The sequence below is a fragment of the Achromobacter sp. UBA4530 genome, assembly GCF_002388205.1.
Lineage (GTDB): Bacteria > Pseudomonadota > Gammaproteobacteria > Burkholderiales > Burkholderiaceae_B > Achromobacter > Achromobacter animicus.
Genome location: NZ_DGMA01000022.1, coordinates 81,877 through 99,974, shown reverse-complemented (window position 1 = coordinate 99,974; position 18,098 = coordinate 81,877). Strand labels below are relative to the sequence as shown.

The 18,098-nt window shown below is 67.0% G+C and carries 17 protein-coding genes; 5 read left to right on the top strand and 12 right to left on the bottom strand.

Annotated elements, in window-relative coordinates:
- Positions 1 to 53: 53 nt before the first annotated feature.
- From B2W22_RS16205 to B2W22_RS16160, 10 genes are all read right to left on the bottom strand, one after another.
- Positions 54 to 1,184: a M20 family metallopeptidase gene (locus tag B2W22_RS16205; RefSeq protein WP_175186070.1), complete on the bottom strand. Its 1,131-nt coding sequence runs from the start codon at positions 1,182 to 1,184 to the stop codon at positions 54 to 56.
- A gap of 33 nt (positions 1,185 to 1,217) precedes the next feature.
- Positions 1,218 to 2,123, bottom strand: coding sequence for an alpha/beta hydrolase (locus B2W22_RS16200; RefSeq protein ID WP_175186069.1), 906 nt, complete (start codon positions 2,121 to 2,123; stop codon positions 1,218 to 1,220).
- Positions 2,123 to 3,133 (bottom strand): ABC transporter ATP-binding protein, encoded by a 1,011-nt coding sequence (locus B2W22_RS16195; protein WP_175186068.1) that lies wholly within the window; start codon positions 3,131 to 3,133, stop codon positions 2,123 to 2,125. Before B2W22_RS16195 ends, B2W22_RS16200 begins: the two co-directional genes overlap by 1 nt.
- A gap of 3 nt (positions 3,134 to 3,136) precedes the next feature.
- Positions 3,137 to 4,114 carry an ABC transporter ATP-binding protein gene (locus B2W22_RS16190; protein ID WP_175125110.1) on the bottom strand — a complete coding sequence of 326 codons (978 nt, stop codon included), beginning with the start codon at positions 4,112 to 4,114 and terminating at the stop codon, positions 3,137 to 3,139.
- A complete protein-coding gene (locus B2W22_RS16185) occupies positions 4,111 to 5,031 on the bottom strand; it encodes an ABC transporter permease (protein ID WP_105237134.1) in 921 nt (306 codons plus the stop codon). The genes B2W22_RS16190 and B2W22_RS16185 overlap by 4 nt, the downstream gene beginning before the upstream one ends.
- Positions 5,032 to 5,037: 6 nt before the next feature.
- Positions 5,038 to 6,015, bottom strand: a complete 978-nt coding sequence (locus B2W22_RS16180) for an ABC transporter permease (protein WP_175139461.1) — start codon at positions 6,013 to 6,015, stop codon at positions 5,038 to 5,040.
- 63 nt (positions 6,016 to 6,078) lie between these two features.
- The gene (locus tag B2W22_RS16175; RefSeq protein ID WP_175125112.1) at positions 6,079 to 7,062 is read right to left on the bottom strand and encodes a succinylglutamate desuccinylase/aspartoacylase domain-containing protein; all 984 of its coding nucleotides are present in this window, start codon (positions 7,060 to 7,062) and stop codon (positions 6,079 to 6,081) included.
- A gap of 133 nt (positions 7,063 to 7,195) precedes the next feature.
- Positions 7,196 to 8,809 carry an ABC transporter substrate-binding protein gene (locus B2W22_RS16170; protein ID WP_175125113.1) on the bottom strand — a complete coding sequence of 538 codons (1,614 nt, stop codon included), beginning with the start codon at positions 8,807 to 8,809 and terminating at the stop codon, positions 7,196 to 7,198.
- Between the two features lie 377 nt (positions 8,810 to 9,186).
- Positions 9,187 to 9,420, bottom strand: coding sequence for a hypothetical protein (locus tag B2W22_RS16165; RefSeq protein WP_286938751.1), 234 nt, complete (start codon positions 9,418 to 9,420; stop codon positions 9,187 to 9,189).
- Between the two features lie 122 nt (positions 9,421 to 9,542).
- Entirely contained in the window at positions 9,543 to 10,391 is an 849-nt protein-coding gene (locus tag B2W22_RS16160) for an NAD(P)H-hydrate dehydratase (protein WP_175125115.1), read from the bottom strand.
- Positions 10,392 to 10,510: 119 nt separating this feature from the next.
- On the opposite strand from B2W22_RS16160, the gene B2W22_RS16155 reads away from it, so the two are divergent.
- Positions 10,511 to 11,344 (top strand): enoyl-CoA hydratase/isomerase family protein, encoded by an 834-nt coding sequence (locus tag B2W22_RS16155; RefSeq protein ID WP_175125116.1) that lies wholly within the window; start codon positions 10,511 to 10,513, stop codon positions 11,342 to 11,344.
- A 4-nt stretch (positions 11,345 to 11,348) separates the two neighbouring features.
- On the opposite strand, the gene B2W22_RS16150 is transcribed toward B2W22_RS16155, so the two are convergent.
- Positions 11,349 to 12,086, bottom strand: a complete 738-nt coding sequence (locus tag B2W22_RS16150; protein ID WP_286938749.1) for an enoyl-CoA hydratase-related protein — start codon at positions 12,084 to 12,086, stop codon at positions 11,349 to 11,351.
- Positions 12,083 to 13,054 (bottom strand): NAD(P)H-dependent flavin oxidoreductase, encoded by a 972-nt coding sequence (locus tag B2W22_RS16145; RefSeq protein ID WP_286938747.1) that lies wholly within the window; start codon positions 13,052 to 13,054, stop codon positions 12,083 to 12,085. The genes B2W22_RS16150 and B2W22_RS16145 overlap by 4 nt, the downstream gene beginning before the upstream one ends.
- A 156-nt stretch (positions 13,055 to 13,210) precedes the next feature.
- Between B2W22_RS16145 and B2W22_RS16140 the strand changes: the two genes are divergently transcribed.
- The 4 genes from B2W22_RS16140 (at position 13,211) to B2W22_RS16125 (ending at position 18,059) form a co-directional block, all read left to right on the top strand.
- Positions 13,211 to 13,834 (top strand): TetR/AcrR family transcriptional regulator, encoded by a 624-nt coding sequence (locus tag B2W22_RS16140; protein ID WP_056564843.1) that lies wholly within the window; start codon positions 13,211 to 13,213, stop codon positions 13,832 to 13,834.
- 53 nt (positions 13,835 to 13,887) lie between these two features.
- Positions 13,888 to 15,036, top strand: coding sequence for an acyl-CoA dehydrogenase family protein (locus B2W22_RS16135; RefSeq protein WP_286938744.1), 1,149 nt, complete (start codon positions 13,888 to 13,890; stop codon positions 15,034 to 15,036).
- Between the two features lie 177 nt (positions 15,037 to 15,213).
- Entirely contained in the window at positions 15,214 to 16,443 is a 1,230-nt protein-coding gene (locus B2W22_RS16130) for a CaiB/BaiF CoA transferase family protein (protein WP_105237142.1), read from the top strand.
- 89 nt (positions 16,444 to 16,532) lie between these two features.
- The gene (locus B2W22_RS16125) at positions 16,533 to 18,059 is read left to right on the top strand and encodes a 3-hydroxyacyl-CoA dehydrogenase (RefSeq protein WP_175125121.1); all 1,527 of its coding nucleotides are present in this window, start codon (positions 16,533 to 16,535) and stop codon (positions 18,057 to 18,059) included.
- The last annotated feature ends 39 nt before the right edge of the window (positions 18,060 to 18,098 follow it).

Sequence of the window (18,098 nt, the reverse complement as noted above, 5' to 3'; positions counted from 1 at the left end):
CGTGCCGGACGTCTTAAGAACTCAACTCATCGCGCAAAGCAACAAGAGCTAGATCAAGCCAAATCCCGCAGCAGCAATTCCCAAAACTTCAACCGCTGCTCCAACGTAGACACCAGCACATACTCATTCAACGTATGCGCGCCATCCCCATCCGCTCCCAACCCATCCAGCGTCGGAATACCCATTGCCGACGTGAAATTGGCATCGCTGCCGCCACCCGTCATCGGCGCATCTTCAAGCAAGAAGCCCGCGCGATCCGCAAACCCCTGCACCAAGGCCAGCAACGCAGCCGCCGCCTCCGTCTTCACCATCGGCGGACGGTTCAGTTCCACGTCGATATCCAGTTCAACGTCCGGACCCACTGCGCACAGTTCACGCATCCGGCGCAGCACGTCTTCCGCGGCGCCCATGTCAGGCACCCGGAAATCCACCACGCAGCGGCACAGCGCCGGAACCGTGTTCGTGACCGTACCGCCCGCGATGGTCCCCACGCTCACCGTGATGCCACGGTCGTAGTCCGTCATCGCTTCCAGCGCCAGCACCTGATGCGCCATTTCGCGGATCGCGCTGCGGCCCTTCTCGTGTTGCATGCCTGCGTGGGCCGGGCGGCCCTTCACGTTCAGATTCAGCATGCCCGTCCCCTTGCGTGCCGTCACGCACTTGCCGCCGTTGGGGCGGGCCGGTTCGCACACCAGCGCGTATTTGGCATTGGCGGCGAAGCGTTCGATATGCGCGCGCGAGGCGTGGCTGCCCGTTTCTTCGTCCGGCACCACCAGGAAATCCACCGGCAGTTGCGTCGCACCCGGACGCGCCACGCCGGCCAGCGCCGTCAGCGCCAGATAGATGCCCGCCTTCATGTCATAGCTGCCCGGGCCGTAGAGACGGTCGCCGTCGATGCGCACCGGGTTTTCCAGCAGCGTGCCCACCGGATGCACCGTATCCATGTGCGCCAGGATCAGGATGCCCGGACGCGTATCGCCCGGCGCGCGGTTGGTCGCGTACAGCAGCGGGCCCGTCGTGGGCCCCAGCGACGACAGCTCCACCGTCAGGCCGGCCGCAGCCGCGTAGTCGGCGATGATGCGCGCCATCGCGGCGATGCCTTCCGGGAAGTTCGACGGCGACTCGCATTGCAGCCAGCTTTGAATGCCGGCGACGATCTGTTCAGTGCTCTGGGTGTTGGACATGGCGGTATCGGATTTCAGCAATGGATAAGGGATTCAGGCGACCTGCTGGCCGGCCAGGCGGGCGAGCTCGGCATCGTCGGGCATCTTGCCATCGAACCACAGGCTCGCGCACACGGCAGACATCGCGCGGCCGTCGTGGCCGATGCCCGGCACCACCTGCAGCTTCCAGCCAAACGGCACGCCGCGGCGCTCGGCCTCTTTGCGGCCGAATTCGAAGTAGTTTTGCGCACGGGCAAAGCGGTGCGGGCCCTGGCGCATTGCCGCGGGCTCGGACGGCAGGTTGGGATCGTTGGTCTCGATGTCCTTGTCGCCCGCCAGGATCGTCATCGGGTAGGCCAGCAGCTTCACCAGATGGTCCTCGGTCAGCCCCACGCCGTCCATGCCCTCGGGATAGGGATAGTCAAACGTCGGCAGCGTGTACCAGCCCGGATTGCCCGCCGTCACCGCCTTGAACGGCGCGTGCGGTTGGCTGCTCATCAGGCGGTGGACAAACTGGCCGCCCGCGCTGTGGCCGAACAGGTAAACGTTCTGCCCGTCGGTGATCTCGCCGGCGATCATGTCCTTGATGACGTTGCCCACCAGCGCATACGTCCAGCCATCGATGTGGCGCGGATTGCCGCCGGCCGAAAACACCCGGCCGTTGTTATAGCTTTCAACGCCCGGCCAGATCTCGTTCGAGAACGTCAGCGCCACGATCAGCAGCTTGTGCTTGTCGGCGGCTTCGACCCAGAAATCGCGGTATTCGTCGCCGTTGCGCAGCACGCCGTGCTGCACGATCACCACCGGGCGGTCCGGCGTGTAGCCGTAGGGGCGATAGGTCTGCAGCTTGAACGGACGGTCGTAGTTGCGGTCCTCGTCCACGTACAGGATCGCGTTGCGGCCCGCATGGCCCATTTCGATGGCGATGCGGTCCACGTTGGACATATCGGAAGGTTTCATCAGGCGCTCGCTTCGTTCAGGTGGCAGGCCGACCAGTGGCCCGCCGAGATTTCTTTCAGGGCCGGCGCCACTTCACGGCAGCGCGGCATCGCGTGGGGACAGCGGGGGTTGAACGTGCAGCCGGACGGCGGATTCAGCGGCGACGGAATCTCGCCCTTGATCGGCGTGAATTTGCGGCCGCGGCGCGCCACGTCCGGCACTTCGGCCATCAGCGCCTGCGTGTACGGATGATTGGCGCGGGCAAAGATTTCGGCCGACGTCGAGATCTCCACGATCTTACCCAGATACATGATCGCGACGCGGTCCGAGATGTGCTTGACCACGCCCAGGTCATGGCTGATGAACAGGTACGTGAAACCGTGCTGTTCGCGCAGGTCCATGAACAGGTTGATCACCTGCGCCTGGATCGACACGTCCAGCGCCGCCACCGGTTCATCACAGACCAGGAACTTGGGCGCCACCATCAGCGCGCGGGCGATGCCGATGCGCTGGCGTTGACCGCCCGAGATCTGGTGCGGGAAGCGGTCGCGGTATTCGGTGGCCAGACCCACTTCCGTGAGCGCCTGGTCGACGCGGGCGGGGATCTCCGCCGGGGGCGCCAGCTTGTGCACCTTCAGCGATTCGCCCAGGATCTGCCGCAGCCGCTGGCGCGGGTTCAGCGAGGCCTGCGGATCCTGGAAGATCATCTGCACGCCCAGCGTGTACGCCAGCTTGTCGGCGCCGCGCAGGCGGTTGGCGTCCAGGCCCTGGTACAGCAGCTCGCCTTCGGTCTGGCGATGCAGGCCGGCCACGACGCGTCCCAGCGTGGACTTGCCGCAACCGGACTCGCCCACAAGGCCCACGACTTCGCCGCGCTTGATGGACAGGTCCACGCCGTTCACCGCGTACACGGTGCGGCGGTCGATGGGGCGGCCGGTCAGGGAGAGAATGCGTTGGGCCAGGTCAGGCCGCTGCTCGAAGCGCTTGTGGACGTTCTTGAGCTCGATGACGGGGGTATCGGCTTGGCTCATTGCTTACTGTGCCTCGCGGGCAATCGGCACGTAACAGCGATAGCTGCGCGAACCTTCGGTGGTGACGGAGGGGGCCTGCTCGGTGCAGCGCGTGACCGCGTTGACGCAGCGCGGCCGGAACGCACAGCCCGACGGACGGCCCGCCAGGCTGGGCGCCATGCCGTTGATCTGGTGCAGGCGCGCGCCCGGCTGCGTGGCGCCGGGCATCGAGTCCAGAAGGCCCTTGGTATAGGGGTGGCGCGGCGCATCCAGCACCTGTTCGACCGGACCGCTTTCCACGATACGGCCGGCATACATCACGGCCACGCGGTCCGCCAGCTCGGCCACCACGCCCAGGTCGTGGGTAATCCAGATCAGCGCGGTGTTGTGCTCGCGGCAGATCTGCTGCATGCGGTACAGGATCTGGCCCTGGATGGTGACGTCCAGCGCGGTCGTGGGCTCGTCGCAGATGATCAGGTCGGGTTTGTTCAGCATCGCAATCGCGATTGCCACGCGCTGACGCATGCCGCCCGAGAATTCGTGCGGATAGCTCTTCAGCCGCTTTTCCGGCGACGGGATGCCGACCATGGCCAGCGCCTCGCGGCAGCGTTCCTCGGCCTGGGCGCGCGGCACGTCCTCGTGCGTCAGGATGGCTTCCATCATCTGCTCGCCGATGCGCAGCACCGGGTTCAGCGTCATCAGCGGGTCCTGGAAGATCATGGCGATGCGGTTGCCGCGCAACTGGCGCATCTGCTCTTCAGACAGCTTGCGCAGGTCCGTGCCCTTGAACTTCACTTCGCCGTCGACGACTTCGCCCGGCGGGTCGATGAGGCCCAGCAGCGAAAAGCCCGTGACCGACTTGCCCGAACCGGACTCGCCCACCAGGCCTACGATTTCGCCACGGCGCACGGTCAGGTCGACACCGTCGACCGCCAGCCACGCGCCGGCCTCGGTATGGAATGCAGTGCGCAGGCCGCGCACATCAAGAAGAATGTCGCTCATGCTCGACGAGGATCCAGGCTTTCGCGCAGGCGGTCACCCACGATGTTGATGGAGAGGATGAGAACCAGCAGCGCAATGCCCGGGAACAGGCTGATCCAGTAGTCGCCCGACAGCAGGTATTGGAAGCCGTTGGAGATCAAGAGGCCCAGCGACGGTTCGGTGATCGGCACGCCCACGCCCAGGAACGACAGCGTCGCTTCCAGCGCGATCGCGGTCGCGATCTGGATGGTGGCGAACACCATCACCGGACCCAGGCAGTTGGGCAACAGGTGAAAGAGCATGATGCGCCACGCCGGAAAGCCCAGGTTGGCCGCGGCCTCGACGTATTCCTTGCGGCGTTCCTGCAGGGCGCGGCTGCGCATGATCCGAGCGTAGTGGCCCCATTGCACCAGGACAAGCGCCAGGATCACCTTGTCGACCCCCCGGCCCAGCACCACCAGCAGCACCAGCGCCACCAGAATGGTTGGAAAGCCCAGGATGAAGTCGACGATGCGCATCAGCACGGTGTCGACCCAGCCGCCGATGTAGGCGGCCACCAGGCCGATCGCGCCGCCGATGGCGGTTGCCAGCACGACGGCGGACAGGCCCACCATCAGGCTGATGCGCAGGCCATACAGGATGGCGCTGAGCATGTCGCGGCCCTGGTCGTCGGTGCCCAGCCAGGCGATGCTGCCGTCCATCAGCGCCTGGCGCGGGGCCAGGCGCCCGTCCATGAGCGACAGGTTGGCCAGGTCGTACGGATTCTGCGGCGCGAAGAATGGCGCGAAGACCACCAGGATGATCAGGACGGCCAGCGCGATGACCGAGCCGCGCACCGTGGGGCGCGCATGCAGTTTTTTCAGAATGGCGGCGCGCCGGGGCGTCTCGGCCAGAGGCTGGACGGTGCGGGTGCGGCCGGGATTGGGAGAGTTAGCCATGGCGGTTCAATGAGCGGGGGCCACGAGCTGCACGCGCGGGTCGAGCGCGGCGTACAGGATGTCCACAACCAGGTTGATGATGACGAAGATCAGCGTGACCAGCATCACGTAGGCGACGACGACGGGGCGGTCGAGCTGGTACACGCTGTCGATCAGCAGCTTGCCCATGCCGGGCCACGCGAACACGGTCTCGGTGATGGTCGAGTAGGCGATCAGCGTGCCGAACTCCATGCCGATCACCGTGACCACCGGGATCAGGATGTTGCGCAGGATGTGGCGGCGCACGATGCGGCCGGGTTTGACGCCCTTGGCGCGCGCGAACTTCACGTAGTCCTGGCTGCGGGCTTCCACCACGCCGGAGGCCGTCAGGCGCAGCACCAGGGCGATGTTGGCCAGCGCCAGGTTGATGGCGGGCATGATCAGGTGCGACCAGCCGTCGGCGGTCAGGATGGACAGGCGCACGCCCAGCACGGTCACCGTGTCGCCGCGGCCGGTGGCCGGCAGCCAGCCCAGCCAGACGGCGAACAGCAGGATCAGCATCATGCCCTGCCAGAAGTTCGGCAGCGAAAAACCCAGCACGGACGAGGCCATGATGCCGCGGCCCACGTACTCATCGCGGTACAGGCCCGCGATCAGGCCCAGCGGAATGCCGATCACACAGGTCAGCATGATCGCGACGATCACGAGCTCGAACGTGGCCGGAATGCGCTGCACGATCAGTTCGATCGCCGGGATGCCGTGCACGAAGGACGTGCCCAGGTCGCCGTGCAGCGCGCGCCACAGGAAGCCTGTGTACTGCTGCCACACGGGCAGGTCCAGGCCCAGGCGGGCGATCATCGCCTCGCGCGCGGCCTGGCTGGCTTCGGGGCTGACCAGCAGCTCGATCGGGTCGCCCACGGCATACACCGCGAAGAAGACCACGACCGAAACGGCCAGCAGCACGAACAGACTCTGTATCAGTCTGCGTAGGATGAACAAGGCCACGAGATGATTTCCTTGGTGGGCTCAGGGGTTGGGGAAAAGCCGGGGGGGTTGGCAGGCCGTACGCTACGCAATCGGCTGCGCCAGGCGCACGACGGTGACGCCGGGCCGCAGGTTGGCGGTGGAGGGCATGATGAGCACGCAGTTGTCGTACGGGGTGGTGACGGGCTCGCCTTCCGACCAGCCGATGACGGTGCCCGCCTTGGGCAGCATCTCCAGGCCCTTCCAGGCCTCGGCGAAACGGAAGTCGGCGCTCTTGGCGGCGACAGCGTGCGTGACGCGCAGCGCGCGCTGCAGCGGCGCGCCGGGCGCGAACCAGGCGGCGGGGATGTCGCTGCGGTCCACCGTGCCGGCCTGCACCAGAAAGCGCGCCATCTGGTCGGCGGCCACGCCGCGCGCCTCGGGGGCGCCATGGAAACCGCATTCAATCAGCAGGGACCGCGTGCCGTTGTCGCCGGCTTCGCCGAAACGGCCGAAATCGCGCATGCGCACACCGGCGGCGTGGCCCGCGTCGGCAATGATTGTGGCGGGATTGCCCAATGCCAGCGCCAGATCGATGTTGCGCTGTTCCAGGCCGGTCAGCTGCAGCGGCACGTCGGAATTGCTCATCGAATGGAAGTCGAGCAGCCAGTCCGCCTGCTCCACCCACGGACGGAGCTCGGCGGCGCGGCGGCGCTCTTGGGAGATCGGCGCGGACAGCTTGTCCTCGCTCCAGACGCGGTTCATGTCTTCGTCCACGAAGCGCGCGGGGGCGTAATTGCGGGCGTCGAAGCGGTCGAACGCCGCCAGGTTACAGAACGCCAGCGTCAGCGTGCCGCGGCGCGGGCGCAGGCCGGCGGCAAGCAGGTCCTTCAGCGCCCAGGCGCCGCACAGTTCGTTGCCGTGGATCAGCGCGCTCAGCATCACCCGCTTGCCGGGCGCGCCGGAATCGAAATGCCAGACGCCGGGCGTATCGGTGTTGCCCACGCGCTCGGCCGACAGGTCCGGACAGGCCAACAGGAAAGGACGGGGGGCAGGGGCGGACGAAGACGGGGGCAAAGACGTGGGCATGGCGGTTCCGATGAAGCGAGACGATTGTAGGGGATGGGGCGGGGGACTCGGGCAAAGCGGGGCGCATTTGCGCCGCCACAAGGCAAAACGGCTGCACGAGGCAGCCGTTTCTTCTTTACTCAGCCCTGCCGGCTCACTTGGCGTCGGGCTTGACCGAGGTGGCCAGGGTGTACTGGTCGCGGCGGCCTTCGTACGAGATGCCCTTGCGGTATGCCCAGATGCTGCTTTCGAAGTGCAGCGGGATCAGCGGCACGTTGTCCAGGGCGATCTGGGTGGATTCCTGCAGCAGCTTTTCGCGCTTGGCGGGGTCGACCGTCACGATGGCCTGCTTGTAGACCTTGTCGAAGTCGGCGTTCGAGAAGCCGCCGTAGTTGCTGGTGCCCAGGCTGACGGGCGAATCCAGCGTGGCGACCCACAACTGGAACAGCGCCGAGGCTTCACCGGTTTCCGCCGGCCAGCCGCCCATCGAGAAGCTGAACTCGCGCTTGGCGCGCTTGGGGAAGTAGATGGAGGCGGTCATCGCGTCCACGTTGGTCTTGATGCCGACGCGCGACAGGTACTGGGCGACTGCCTGGGCGACCTGGCCGTCGTTGACGTAACGGTCGTTGGTGGACGACAGCGTCAGTTCAAAGCCGTTCGGGTAGCCGGCTTCGGCCAGCAGCTTCTTGGCGCCTTCCGGGTCGTACTTGATTTCCGGGGCCTTGGGCAGGGCGCCGAACATGCCGTCGGGCATGAACTGGAAGGCCGGGGTGGCCATGCCGTCCATGATGCGGGCGGTGATCGTCTTGCGGTCGATGGCCATGTTGATGGCTTTCCGGACGCGCAGGTCCTGCAGCGGGTTCTTGCCGTCGGCGCTCTTGACGAACGGGCTGGGGTTGCGGCCCACGTCCGGCTGGAAGAACACCAGTCGGGTGGACGGCGTGGCCACAAAGGCGAACTTCGGGTTGTCCTTCAGGCGCGGCAGGTCACGCGCGGCGGGGTTTTCGATCATGTCGAAGTCGCCGGAGAGCAGGCCGGTCAGGCGCGGGCCGGCGGACGGCACCGGCACGAACTTCACTTCCTTCCAGTGCGGCTTTTCGCCCCAGTAGTTCTCGTTGCGGACCAGCTCGATGCCGGTGCCCTTGACGTAGGACTTCAGCATGTAGGGGCCGGTGCCGATGGCGTCCTTGCCGTTGTTGAAATCGACGACCGTGGGCCAGGCGCCCGTCACGCCGCAACCCTTCTTGGGGTCGTACGTGAGCTTGCCGTGCTCGACGATGCCGTTCCAGATGATCGGCAGCGAGCGGGCCAGTTCGGCCGGCATCAGGGGGAAGGGTTCGCCCGTCTTGATGATGACGGTGTGCGCGTCCGGCGTCTGGACGTCGGTGATGCGCTTGGTCATGTCCATGTAGGACTGCGACACGTTGGTTTCGTTGTTCAGCGTCCGGCAGATCGTGAACAGCACGTCTTCGGACGTGAACGGCTTGCCGTTCGAGAACTTGACGTCGTCGCGCAGCTTGAATTCCCAGGTCAGGTCGTCCAGGTTCTTCCAGGAAGTCGCAAGCTGGGGAACCAGCTTCATGTCGGCGCTGCGGCCCACCAGCGAGTTGTAGACGTGCGCGGAGAACGCGTCGTTCTGCGTCATCTTGTGATAGTGGGGGTCCGCCGAGGTCGGTTCGGCCGACAGGCCGATCTTCAGCGTCTGGGCTTGGGCGGCTGCCAGGGGAATGGCGGCGGCCACAAGGGCCAGGGTGGTGCGCAACTTCATGGTGACAACTCCGGATGGGGAACGAACCGGATCGTGCAGGCGGCCACGCGCGCCAGGGGACGACTGCGTCGGCCCAGGGGGCTTGCGGGGAAATGTCGCCAGGGCACGACGGCAAGGGGCCGATTATCGGTAGGGGGTTCGCGCGCTGTCAATGCGCAGCGGCAATCGGGGCGCTAGGGAAAACGCCGAGAAGAGAAGGGAGAGAGGGCGTCGCGCGGTCCCTCTTGGGACCTCTCGCGACGCGATGGCGCCGGTGAGGGGACGGGCGCCGAAACGTTGCGGCGGGAGCCTGGGGAGGGCCAGGCGGGCGCCGCAACGGCAGCGCGCCAGGCTGAGTCGCGGGAGATTGGTCGCGATTCAGCCTGGCGCGGCTGTTATTACCACTGCGATCCGGAGAAGCGCGAGCTGGCGGCGCGAGCCTTGTTCATCGATTCGTTCACTTCGTCGATGAAGGCAAAGACGGCGGCAACAGCGGCTGCTAAGGATTGGCCAGCCTTCTTCAGGCTGGTCAGCGGGTGAGAATTCGGTTGGTTTTCGAGAGCGCCGCGGAGCAGGTCACGCTCCAGCGCGTCGGTCAGGCGGGCAGTGTTGTTCAGGGTCAGTTCGCTCATGGTTTGGCTCCAGTCCGTTTCGTCATGGGGTAAACCATTATAGGGATAACCCTAGGCCAATAGCAATCTCATTTTAGGGGAAAACCCTAGTATGTTGTAAAAATGTTTTGTCGGGCTTGGACTTAGCGCGCGTTTCGCAGGGCTCGGGCGGCGTCGGCCAGCTCGCCGGCCGTCAGGCCGATGGGGCCGACACCCTGGGCGACGAGTGCATCAGCGGCGGCGCCATGCAGCCAGACGGCGCCGAGCACGGCCTGGTCCAGGGGCAGCTTCTGGGCGATCACCGCGCCCAGCATGCCGGCCAATACGTCCCCGGTTCCGGCGGTGGCGAGGCCCGGGTTGCCAGTGGTGTTGACGTGCAGGCCGCCGTCCGGGGCGCACACCACGGTCCCGGCGCCCTTGAGCACCACCCACGCCTGAAAGCGCTGCGCCAGTTGCCGGGCGGCGGCGGGGCGGTCGCGCTGGATGGTGTCGGTGCCGACGCCCAGCAAACGGGCGGCTTCCGCCGGGTGCGGGGTCAGCACGACGGGCCCCGCGCCCCAGGTCGGCCGGATTTCGCCGCGGGCGAGCAGATTCAGGCCGTCGGCGTCCAGGACCAGCGGCGCGTGCCGCCGCAGGACGAACAGTTCGGACAGGGCGTTGGCGGCCAGCGCGCCCGTGCCGATCCCGCAGCCGGCGACCCAGGCGGTCACGCCCCAGTCTTCTTCCAGCAGCGAACGGAAGTCGCGGAGCATCAGTTCGGGTTGAAGCGGGTCGCAGGGCAGCGGCAGCGTTTCCTGCACGAAACCCACCAGCACCTTGCCGGCCCCGGTCTTCAGGGCAGCGCGGGCGGCGAGCAGGGCCGCGCCGGTCATGCCGGGACCGCCGCCCACCACGCCCACGGTGCCGAAGCTGCCTTTGTGCGAGTCGTCCGCGCGGGGCGCGAACAGGGCGGGCAGCGCGGCGCGGTCAATGGGGACGGCGGGGGTGTTCATGGGGTGAGGCTCCGGAAGGAAATCGTCTTGGCGGGTCGGCCGTATCCACTATAGTGCGCAAAAACGCGGCCGCCTTGGGGCGGGGTGCGAACAACCAAAGACCAGACCCGGAGCAGACAATGACCGACATCACGCTGGAACACTATTCGGCCTACGAATCCCTGAAGCTGCGCCGCCATCCTGGCGGCGTGCTGGAACTGATCATGGGCGCCAAGGGCGGCGTGCCGGGCAAGCTGTCCACGGCCGACGACCGGATGCACCGGGAACTGGCCGATATCTGGCGCGACATCGACACCGATCCGGACACGCGGGTCGTGGTGATCCGCGGCGAGGGCAAGGGCTTCTCGGGGGGCGGCGACCTGGATCTGGTGCAGCAGATGGCGGACGACTTCGACGTGCGCACCCGCGTCTGGCGCGAGGCGCGCGACCTGGTCTACAACATCATCAATTGCAGCAAGCCCATCGTGTCGGCCATGCACGGCGCGGCGGTGGGGGCGGGGCTGGTGGCCGGCCTCCTGGCAGACATCTCGATCGCGGCGCGCGATGCCCGCATCATCGACGGGCACACCCGGCTTGGCGTCACGGCGGGCGACCACGCCGCCATCGTCTGGCCGCTGCTGTGCGGCATGGCCAAGGCCAAGTACTACCTCATGCTGTGCGAGACGGTGTCTGGCGAGGAAGCCGAACGCATCGGCCTCGTGTCGCTCTGCGTGGACGAGGCCGAGCTGATCGGCAAGGCGTTCGAAGTGGCCAACAAGCTGGCGGCCGGGTCGCAGACGGCGATCCGCTGGACCAAATATTCGCTGAACAACTGGCTGCGCATGGCCGGACCGACCTTCGACACGTCGCTGGCGCTGGAATTCATGGGTTTTGGCGGCCCGGACGTGCGCGAGGGCATCAATTCCCTGCGTGAACGCCGGGCGCCGAACTTCCGGCCCGATTCGCCCTTCTGACGCGCTATTTCTTGAAGAACTTCGCGAACGCCGCCTGCGCCTCTTCGGTCTGCAGGCGGGCGCGGAACTGCTGGGCTTCGTAGTCCAGCGTCTCCTGGATGGCCTGGCGGTCCGCCCGCTTCATCATGGCCTTGGTCAGGCGCAGGGCGGCCGGCGGCTGGCGCGCCAGGTCGGCGGCGGTGGCCTGTGCTGCGGCGATCGCCTGCCCCTTGGGCGTGACCGACGTAGCCAGGCCGGCGTCCTCCGCCTCCTGGGCGGAAAACGCCTTGCCCTGCATCAGCCATTGCGCTGCCCGCCGTCCCACCAGGCGCGGCATCAGCAGGCTGGACGCGCCTTCCGGACACAGCCCCAGGGCGACGAACGGCATGCGCAAGGTCGCGCCTTCCCCGATGTGGACAAAATCGCAATGCTGCAGCAGCGTCACGCCGATGCCGATGGCGTAGCCCTCGACCGCGGCGATGACCGGCACGTCGGCCGTGGTCAGCGCGCGCAGGAACGTCAGCCCGGCGCTGTCGCCCGCTCCGCGTTCGGCCTGAAAGTCGCGCAGGTCGTTGCCCGCCGTGAAGTGTTCGCCCGCGCCCGTCAGGATGACGGCCGACACCGCCACGTCCGCGCTGGCCAGGGAAATCTGCTCGGTCAGCGCGGCATAGGTGGCGGTGTCGAGCGCATTGCGGCGATCCTGGCGGTCGATCGTCAGCGTGAGGACGGCGCCATCCCGCGCCACCTTCAGGCCGGCGCTCATGCGTGCGGTCCCGCGGCCAGGCGGGCCTTTGCCTCGGCGTATTCATGCCGCAGCGTGTCGACGATCTTGCGGGTGGGTTCGACGCTAGCGATGCCGCCCACGCCCTGGCCGGCGCCCCAGATGTCCTTCCAGGGCTTGACTCGGGTGGTCCCGAAATTGGACGCGCCGGTGTCCGGTGCGGGCAGGTTGGCCGGATCCAGGCCCGCGGCGGCGATGCTGGCTTTCAGATAGTTGCCCGGAATGCCGGTGAAGAAGGGCGTGTACAGGATGTCCGACGCGCTGGCCTCGACGATCGCGGACTTGTAGCCGTCGCTGGCGTTGGCTTCCTCGCTGGCGATGAAGCGCGTGCCCATGTAGGCGAAGTCCGCGCCCATGGCTTGCGCGGCCAGGATGTGCGCGCCCGAGGTGATGGCGCCCGACAGGATCAGGGGGCCCTCGTAGAAACGGCGCACCTCGGAAATCAGCGCGAAGGGGCTGAGCGTGCCGGCATGGCCGCCCGCGCCCGCGCACACCAGGATCAGGCCATCGACGCCGGCTTCCAGCGCCTTTTCGGCGTGGCGGATCGTGGTGACGTCATGGAAGACCTTGCCGCCCCAGTCGTGCACGCCCTTCACCAGGTCGCCGGGGGCGCGCAGGCTGGTGATGATGAGCGGCACCCGGTGGCTGGCGCACACGGCCAGGTCCTGCTCCAGGCGGTCGTTGGACTGGTGGATGATCTGGTTGACGGCGAACGGCGCGACGCGGGCGCCGGGATTGGCCTCGCGGTATGACGCCAGGCCGGCCTGCACTTCGTCGAGCCAGTCGGTCAGGAGCGTCTGCGGGCGCGCATTCAGCGCGGGAAATGACCCCACGATGCCGCTCGTGCACTGGGCGATGACCAGCTTGGGATTGGAGACGATGAACATCGGGGCGCTGATGACCGGCAGGGACATCTGGCCATACAAATCAGTCACGAGGGGATGGGGCATGGGGCGTCGTCTCGTCCTAGGTTTTTGGAGTATATTAATTACCTACCGACCGTCCGGTAATTAATTAATCTTTATTTAACGGCATGCGCGGAAGGGCTGTCAATTGCGGTTCGCCAGAACCCGTCGGCCCCCGCGCGGCCTCTGCCAAAGGCGTCCATGGGCATCACCCCCCAACCCGTTCAGAAACGTGCCCGCGCGGGCCGGCCGCCCACTCTGGCCGCCCCGCGCGAACGCATTCTGGAAGAAGCCGCCAAGCTGTTCGCGCGCAGCGGTTACGACGGCAGCTCGATTTCCGACCTGGCCGGCGCCATCGGTGTGTCCAAGGCGGCCATCTATCACTATTACCCCACCAAGCAGGACATCTACGACGCCATCATCCTCGAGGTGCTGGAGGGCCTGACGCACACCGTCGGCCGCGATGTGGCCGGCGCCGAGGGCGGGGCGGCCCGCCTGCGCGCCTTCATGGTGGGGCATGCCCGGTATTTCGAGCAGCACCACGCCCAGTTCGTGACGATGCTGATCGGCTATTCCGGCATGGCGCTTTCCGAGCGCGACGATGCCGCCCGCCTGCGCGACAACTACGAAAAGCAGTTGCGCGAGGTCATCGCGCAGGGCGTTGCCGACGGTGCGTTCCGTCCGCTGGATGTGGCCGCCACCGGCCGCGCCGTGCTGTCGATGCTGAACTGGATGGTGCGCTGGTACAAGCCCGGCCAGGGCGACAGCGCCGAGTCCATCGCCGACGGCTATTTCGATCTGCTGGTGGGCGGCATGCGCGCCTGAGCCCGCCGCCACACCCATTCCCCGACCTGTATCCGCTCAAAGAGACTTCCATCATGGCCCTCGACACCGAAACCCTGAACCTCCTGATCGACGCCGTCCGCCGCTTCGTCCACGAACGCCTGATTCCCGCCGAGGACGAACTGGCCGCCAGCGGCGAAGTGCCGCCGGACATCGTCAACGAAATGCGTGACCTGGGCCTGTTCGGCCTGTCCATCTCGCCGGACTTCGGCGGCTTGGGCCTGACGATGGAAGAAGAGGTCCGCGTGGTTTTTGAACTGGGCCAGACCTCGCCCGCCTTCCGCTCGCTGGCCGGCACCAATATCGGCATCGGCTCACAGGCCATCGTCCTGGCCGGCACCGACGAACAGCGCGCCAACTACCTGCCCAGGCTGGCCAGCGGCGAGCTCATCGGGTCCTTCGCGCTGACCGAGCCCGATGCCGGTTCCGACGCCATGTCGCTGCGCCTGTCCGCCGAGCGTGATGGCGACTTCTATGTGCTGAACGGCACCAAGCGCTACATCACCAACGCGCCCATCGCCGGCCTGTTCTCCGTGATGGCGCGCACCGCGCCTGAGCGCCGCGCCAATTCGATCTCGTGCTTCCTGGTCGAAGCGGGCACGCCGGGCCTCATCATCGGCAAGCCGGACAAGAAGATGGGCCAGGCCGGCGCGCTGACCAGCGACGTCGTGTTCGACAACTGCCGCGTGCCGGCCAGCGCGCTGCTGGGCGGCGAAGAAGGCAACGGCTTCCGGACCTCCATGCGCGTGCTGGACAAGGGACGCCTGCACATTTCCGCGCTGTGCGTGGGCATTGCCGACCGCCTGTTGCGCGACGCCGTGCAGTACGCCACCGAGCGCAAGCAGTTCGGCCAGCCCATCGCCGAGTTCCAGCTCATCCAGGCGATGATCGCCGACAGCCAGGCCGAACTGTATGCGGCCCGCTGCATGGTGCTGGACGCCGCCCGCATGCGCGACCGCGGCGAGAACACGACGATGCAGGCCGCCTGCTGCAAGCTCTTTTCCACGGAAATGGTGGGCCGCGTCGCCGACCGCGCGGTGCAGATCCACGGCGGCGCGGGCTACATGTCCGAGTACGCGGTGGAACGCTTCTACCGCGACGTGCGCCTGTTCCGCATCTTTGAAGGCACCTCGCAGATCCAGCAGCTGGTGATCGCGCGCGAGACCATCAAGGCGCATTCCTGATCTTTCCGTCGCCAGACGTCCGGCCAACGCGTTCCAGAGGCTAATATCCAGTCTGACGAATGTTGATCGGAAGGCGGCCCCCGCGGGCCGCCTTCTGGCATGACGGAATCCCAGTCCGCCCGGCGCTTCTCCGCGGGGCCGGAAGTTCTCATTTCCCTTCTAGCGAAAAGATTACCGATGTCGCAACGTCCCGCTCCCCTCACCGGCATACGCGTGCTGGATCTGACCCGTGTGCTGGCGGGTCCCTGGTGCACCCAGAACCTGGCCGACCTCGGCGCCGAGGTGATCAAGATCGAACGGCCCGGCTCGGGCGACGATACGCGCGCCTGGGGCCCCCCGTACCTGAAGGACGAAGCGGGCCACGACACCACCGAGGCCGCGTACTACCTGTCGGCCAACCGCAACAAGATGTCGGTGGCGCTGGACATCGCGTCACCGCGCGGCGCGGAGCTGGTGCGCGAGCTGGCGCTGCAAAGCGACATCCTGGTTGAAAACTTCAAGGTCGGCGGGCTTTCCAAGTACGGCCTGGACTACGAGAGCCTGAAGGAACTGAACCCGCGCCTGATCTATTGCTCGATCACGGGCTTCGGCCAGACCGGCCCGTACGCCAGCCGTCCCGGCTATGACTTCATGATCCAGGGCATGGGCGGCCTGATGAGCATCACGGGCGAGCGCGACGACCTGCCCGGCGGCGGTCCGCAGAAGGCCGGCGTGGCCGTGGCCGACCTGATGACGGGCATGTATTCCACCGTGGGCATCCTGGCCGCGCTGCACGAGCGCGCCCGCAGCGGCCTGGGCCAGCACATCGACATGGCCCTGCTGGACTGCCAGGTCGCCATGATGGCCAATCAGAACCTGAACTTCATGACCTCCGGCGTTGCCCCGCGCCGCGCGGGCAACGCGCACCAGAACCTGGTTCCCTACCAGGTGTTCGCGGCCAGCGATGGTCACCTCATCGTGGCCGTGGGCAACGACAGCCAGTTCCGCAACTACTGCGGCGCGATCGGCCTGCCCGAGCTGTCGGCCGACCCGCGTTTCGCCACCAACCCGCAACGCGTGAAGAACCGCGAGGAACTCGTGCCCCTCTTGGCCGAGCGCATGGCCACCGGCGAGCGCGACCACTGGCTCGCGGCGCTGGAAGGCGTGGGCGTGCCGGCCGGGCCCATCAACACGCTGGACCAGGTCTACGAAGACCCGCACGTCCTGGCCCGCAACATGAAGCGCGAGCTGCCGCATCCGGCCGCCGGCACCGTGCCCGTGGCCGCCAGCCCGCTGAAGTTTTCCGGCAGCCCGGTCGAGTACCGCCGCGCGCCGCCCATGCTGGGCGAGCACACCGAGCAGGTCCTGTCCGAGAAGCTGGGACTGTCGGCCGAAGAAATCCAGGCGCTGGCGCAGAGCCGGGCCTGATGCGCGCGCGAAGGCGGCCAGTCCGCCTGTCGCGCACGCCGCGCCGCGCCGGGCGCACGATCCATTCCAATACAGGCAGGAGAGAGTTGATGACGGAGATTCAAACCATCGGCGTCGTGGGCGCCGGGGCCATGGGGCGCGGCATCGCGCAGATCGCGGCGCAGGCCGGCCTGCGCGTGCGTCTGTACGACACCAGTTTGGAGGCCATTGCGGCCGCGCGCGAATCCTTGCGCCAGACCTGGGAGAAGCTGGCCCAGAAGGGCAAGCTGACCGCCGCCGACGCACAAGCCGCGCTCGAGCGCGTCGAATCGGCCACCGCGCTGACCGACATGTCGAACTGCCAGCTCGTGGTCGAGGCCATCGTCGAGCGGCTGGACGTCAAGCGTGATCTTTTCGCCGCGCTGGAAGGCGTGGTGTCCGACGACTGCATTCTGGCGTCCAACACCTCGTCGCTTTCCATCACCGCCATCGCGGCCGCCTGCAAGCGTCCGCAACGCGTGGTCGGCTATCACTTCTTCAATCCCGTTGCGCTGATGAAGGTGGTCGAGGTCATCGACGGCCTGCGCAGTGCGCCGGAGGTGGGCGACGCCCTGGCCGAGCTGGCCCGCCGCATGGGGCACACGCCCGTGCGCGCCAAGGACATGCCCGGTTTTATCGTCAACCACGCCGGCCGCGGCATGAACACCGAAGGCCTGCGCGTCGCGCAGGAGGCTGTGGCCACCTTCGCCCAGGTCGACGCCGTGATGCGCGAGCAGGCGGGCTTTCGCATGGGACCGTTCGAACTGCTGGACCTGACCGCGCTCGACGTCTCGCATCCGGTGATGGAATCCATCTACCGCCAGTTCTTCGACGAGCCGCGCTTTCGCCCGTCGCCGATCACGACCGTGCGTCTGGCGGGCGGGCTGATCGGCCGCAAGGCGGGGGAGGGCTTCTACGTCTACGCCGACGGCCAGAAGCAGGTGCCGGCCGAAGCGGCGGCGCCCGCGCTGCCCGAGGGCCTGAAGGTCTGGGTCAGCCCCAAGCACGGCGAAGGCTACGCCCGCGCTTCCGCGCTGGTTGAAAAGCTGGGCGGCACGCTGGTCACGGGATCGACGCCGGATGCCGATGCGCTGATTATCGTCACGCCGTTCGGTGAAGACGTGTCCACCAGCGTCTCCGCGCAAGGCCTGAACGCGGGCCGCACGGTTGGCCTGGACACGCTGTATGCGTTCGATAACGCGAAGCGCCGCACGATCATGGTCTCGCCCGCGACCGAGGACAAGTGGCGCGACGCGGCCCATGCACTGCTGGCCGCCGACGGCGTGCCCGTTACGGTGATCGAGGATTCGCCGGGCTTCATCGCGCAACGTATCGTGGCGCACATCGTGAACATCGCCTGCGATATCGCGCAGCAGAAGATCGCCACGCCCGAGGACATCGATCTGGCCGTGACGCTGGGGCTGGGTTACCCGGTAGGCCCGCTGGCTTTGGGCGACAAGCTGGGCGCCGATCGCATTCTGGAAATCCTGAAGAGCATGCAGCGTGTGACGGGCGACACCCGTTACCGTCCCAGCCTGTGGCTGCAGCGCCGCGTGCAGTTGGGCATGTCGCTGGTGAAGACGTCGGCGGCGGACTGATCGCTGGGTGGCGAGGTGTCTGACACCTTTGCCACGCGA

Excerpts from the sequence above, each read along its gene's own strand:
- B2W22_RS16205 (WP_175186070.1), bottom strand. The coding sequence starts at position 1,184 with ATGTCCAACACCCAGAGCACTGAACAGATCGTCGCCGGCATTCAAAGC.
- B2W22_RS16200 (WP_175186069.1), bottom strand. The coding sequence starts at position 2,123 with ATGAAACCTTCCGATATGTCCAACGTGGACCGCATCGCCATCGAAATG.
- B2W22_RS16195 (WP_175186068.1), bottom strand. The coding sequence starts at position 3,133 with ATGAGCCAAGCCGATACCCCCGTCATCGAGCTCAAGAACGTCCACAAG.
- B2W22_RS16190 (WP_175125110.1), bottom strand. The coding sequence starts at position 4,114 with ATGAGCGACATTCTTCTTGATGTGCGCGGCCTGCGCACTGCATTCCAT.
- B2W22_RS16185 (WP_105237134.1), bottom strand. The coding sequence starts at position 5,031 with ATGGCTAACTCTCCCAATCCCGGCCGCACCCGCACCGTCCAGCCTCTG.
- B2W22_RS16175 (WP_175125112.1), bottom strand. The coding sequence starts at position 7,062 with ATGCCCACGTCTTTGCCCCCGTCTTCGTCCGCCCCTGCCCCCCGTCCT.
- B2W22_RS16170 (WP_175125113.1), bottom strand. The coding sequence starts at position 8,809 with ATGAAGTTGCGCACCACCCTGGCCCTTGTGGCCGCCGCCATTCCCCTG.
- B2W22_RS16165 (WP_286938751.1), bottom strand. The coding sequence starts at position 9,420 with ATGAGCGAACTGACCCTGAACAACACTGCCCGCCTGACCGACGCGCTG.
- B2W22_RS16160 (WP_175125115.1), bottom strand. The coding sequence starts at position 10,391 with ATGAACACCCCCGCCGTCCCCATTGACCGCGCCGCGCTGCCCGCCCTG.
- B2W22_RS16155 (WP_175125116.1), top strand. The coding sequence starts at position 10,511 with ATGACCGACATCACGCTGGAACACTATTCGGCCTACGAATCCCTGAAG.
- B2W22_RS16150 (WP_286938749.1), bottom strand. The coding sequence starts at position 12,086 with ATGAGCGCCGGCCTGAAGGTGGCGCGGGATGGCGCCGTCCTCACGCTG.
- B2W22_RS16145 (WP_286938747.1), bottom strand. The coding sequence starts at position 13,054 with ATGCCCCATCCCCTCGTGACTGATTTGTATGGCCAGATGTCCCTGCCG.
- B2W22_RS16140 (WP_056564843.1), top strand. The coding sequence starts at position 13,211 with ATGGGCATCACCCCCCAACCCGTTCAGAAACGTGCCCGCGCGGGCCGG.
- B2W22_RS16135 (WP_286938744.1), top strand. The coding sequence starts at position 13,888 with ATGGCCCTCGACACCGAAACCCTGAACCTCCTGATCGACGCCGTCCGC.
- B2W22_RS16130 (WP_105237142.1), top strand. The coding sequence starts at position 15,214 with ATGTCGCAACGTCCCGCTCCCCTCACCGGCATACGCGTGCTGGATCTG.
- B2W22_RS16125 (WP_175125121.1), top strand. The coding sequence starts at position 16,533 with ATGACGGAGATTCAAACCATCGGCGTCGTGGGCGCCGGGGCCATGGGG.